This is a genomic window from Pseudactinotalea sp. Z1732 (assembly GCF_049724975.1).
In the GTDB taxonomy this organism is placed as follows: domain Bacteria; phylum Actinomycetota; class Actinomycetes; order Actinomycetales; family Beutenbergiaceae; genus CALKWS01.
Genome location: NZ_JBMPQC010000037.1, coordinates 1 through 2969 on the forward strand (window position 1 = coordinate 1; position 2969 = coordinate 2969).

Sequence of the window (2969 nt, forward strand, 5' to 3'; positions counted from 1 at the left end):
GGCTCTTCCACTTTCAGCGTGGTGAGGGGTGTTCACGCCGCCTTTGGTGACGTCGTGTAGGCCATTATGCGGCAGCGGTAGTTGTCATGATTGCGATACCCGCGTCCGATGCGTTTGAAGGTCTTGGCGGTCAGGTTCGCCGCCTCGGTTCGGGCGTTGGTGGTGCGGGTGCGGCAGAAGGTGAGCAACTCCCGGCGCCACGCAGACAACGTCTTGAACAGCCGGCGCGGCTCGGGCAGGCGGGTGGCCCGCACCGCCTTCTCCAACTCCGACCAGGCCCGTTGGAACGCTGCGGTGTCGCGGGTGGCCATCAACTGGCGCACGTGTTCCTTGATGCCCCAGGCCACGGCCAGTTCGATGTCGGCCTCCAGGATCTCCTGGAGACGTTCTCGCTGGCGCACCGAGAGTCGGTCCCCGGCGCAGGTGAGCAACTTGCGATACCGCCAGGGCGGGTCGATCAACCGGCCCCGCCGGCCATGAACCTCCCAGGCCCGGCGTCGGCGCACGTCGGTGAGCATCTGGTTGGCCAGGCGGATCACGTGCCAGTGATCGACACTGATCTTCGCTTTCGGCAACACCTCGCGAACGGCGGAGCGGAACTCACTGGACATGTCGATGGCGACTGTCTCCACGCGTTTGCGCCACCACCGCGGCCGGGCCCGCAACCAGGACTTGACTGCGGCCGCCCGGGGTCCGTCGACGACGTCGAGGATCGCGCCGGTGTCCAGGTCGGTGAATACGACCGACCACGGCTCTACTCGCACCGTGGCCCCGATGTCGGCGTCTCGGACATAGCGCACCTTGCGGAAGCGGTGCTCATCGATCCCCAGCCGGCGCACCAGGCGCGAATCGGCGTGCCCGTCTACATCCAAGGTCTGGGTGGCCAGGCGCATCACTGTGGTCCACGACAACCCATGCTCCCCGGCCACCCCCAAGACCGCCCGCGGCTCGGTGCGCAGCGCCCCGGCCACCGTCGCAGCCAAGCGCGTAGTCACCCTGGCCCGGGCCGGCAACTCCTCGGTGACCTCGGTGAACGTGCCCCGCGGGCAAACCTGCTCGGCGCACAGGTATCGGCGCTTGCGCACCCGCACCACCACCGGCTGCCCGCCGCAACTGACGTCTCTGACCTGCTGGACCGGGCGCGAATGCACCCGGTTCGACATCACCCCACACGAGGGACACCCGTCCTCGCCGGCAGTGGTTTCGATCAGCACCACCCGCTGCCCATCGGCACGCCGCGAGGCGGTGATCACCCGGTAACCGGGCAGGTTGAACAGAATCGACGCAGCATCGCGCCGGTGCGTATCGTGGCACACAGGCTCGTGGTCCCTTCTCCAACTGGATGCTTTGACAACACCCATGTTGGATCAGGGCCACGAGCCCCTACCTCAACGGCACACCACGCTCAAAGTTGAAGAGCCCCATTGATCGCCTCGGTGGGGCCGTTGCTGTGCCGGGCCGGTCGAAGTAGGCCAGGACGTCGGCGGCGCGTGTTTTCATGGTCCGGCCCAGGGTGCGGACCTCCTCCAGGGCGGGGGAACGCCGGAGCTGAGCGAGGTGATGAGCGTGGCCATGACCGCTCGGCCAGCCTTGCGGTCCGGTGCGCGGTAGGCGGTGATCATCTGCTGGTAGAGGCCCCAGGTTGCCTCGACCTCCACGTGCTCCTCGAGGGCGAAGAGCGCCTCGATCCGCGCCTTCTGCTTGTCGGTCAGGAGGTCGGCGCCAGTGTGCAGGGTGCGGCGGGCACGATAGAGCGTATCGGTAGCTCGTCCGCGGTGGCCGTGGAGCTCTTGCTGGACCCGGCGCCGGCACCGGTCCACGGCGTCGCCGGCGAGGCGGACCACGCGGAAGGGATCCATCACCGCCACGGCCTCGGGCAGCTCTTCGCTGGTGGCGGTCTTGAAGCCGGTGAAGCCATCCATCGCCACCACCTCCACGCCCTGCCGCCACGAGGCGCCGCGGTCGGTGAGCCACTGCTTGAACGCCTGCTTCGAGCGGCCCGGGACCATGTCCAGCAGCCGTGAGGGGCCGGTGCCGTCGCGGATCGGGGTGAGGTCGATGATCACCGTGACGTACCTGTCGCCCAGGCGGGTGTGGCGCCACGCGTGCTCGTCCACGCCGACGACCTGCACGCCGTCGAACCGGCTCGGGTCGTTGATCAGCACGCGGCGGCCCTCGGCCAGGACCGCGGCGCTGACCGTGTTCCACGACACCGACAGGCCCACGGCGACGCGCGCGACCAGGTGCTGGCACACTAGGGCCTCCAGCGCCCAGCGCACCCGCCGCGGCAGATCTTTCGCCCGCGGCTCCGCCGCCGCGGTGGTGTCCTGTCGCCACACGTGCCCACACCCGGTGCACCGGTAGCGGCGCACGGTCACCAGCAGGGTGGTCGGGCGCCAGCCCAGCGGCTCGTGCGCCAACCGCCGCGTCACGGTGTCGCGAGGCACGCCCTCGCAGCCGCAGCGGTGGCACCACTCATCGGCCTCGACGACCCGGCAGGCAAGGACCGCCCGATCGGGCCCGAGCCGCTGGCCGCCGACTTTCAGGCCGAGCTCGTCGAGGCCGGCGAACATGGTCAGGTCGGGGCGCGTGAAGGTAGCGTCAGGCACGTCGAGGTCTTCCAGATGGGCGGCGTGGGAACCTCCATCATCGGAAGACCTCGACCCCTACCCGGCGAGCGACGCGCTGACGGCCTCTACACCCTCATCTGCGAAGTGCCAGTTAAGACGCGACCGTTGCCACTACGTCAATTTCGACGAGCAAACCAGGAATCGCAAGTTCGATACCTATGGTGGTGCGTGCCGGGAAGGGCGTGGAGAAATACTCCCGATAGATGGAGTCGAACGTGGTGAAATCCTCCTGGATCCGGGTCAGGTAAGCCCTGGACTGCACCACGTCGTCGAAGCCAGTGCCCGCCTCCGCCAATATCGCACGAATATTCTCCAACGTTTGATGGGTCTGACTCGTGA

2 protein-coding genes and 1 pseudogene are annotated in these 2969 nt (G+C 68.1%); all 3 read right to left on the bottom strand.

What is annotated here, in order from left to right; translation table 11 throughout:
• Positions 1–32: 32 nt before the first annotated feature.
• Positions 33–1316: an ISL3 family transposase gene (locus ACPL7H_RS19290; protein ID WP_424796329.1), complete on the bottom strand. Its 1284-nt coding sequence runs from the start codon at positions 1314–1316 to the stop codon at positions 33–35.
• Positions 1317–1411: 95 nt separating this feature from the next.
• Positions 1412–2609 (bottom strand): annotated as a pseudogene (locus tag ACPL7H_RS19295) (ISL3 family transposase); the annotation flags it as partial.
• Positions 2610–2721: 112 nt separating this feature from the next.
• Positions 2722–2969, bottom strand: a 248-nt coding sequence (locus ACPL7H_RS19300; protein WP_424798348.1) for a RidA family protein, incomplete at its 5' end; no start/stop codon positions are given.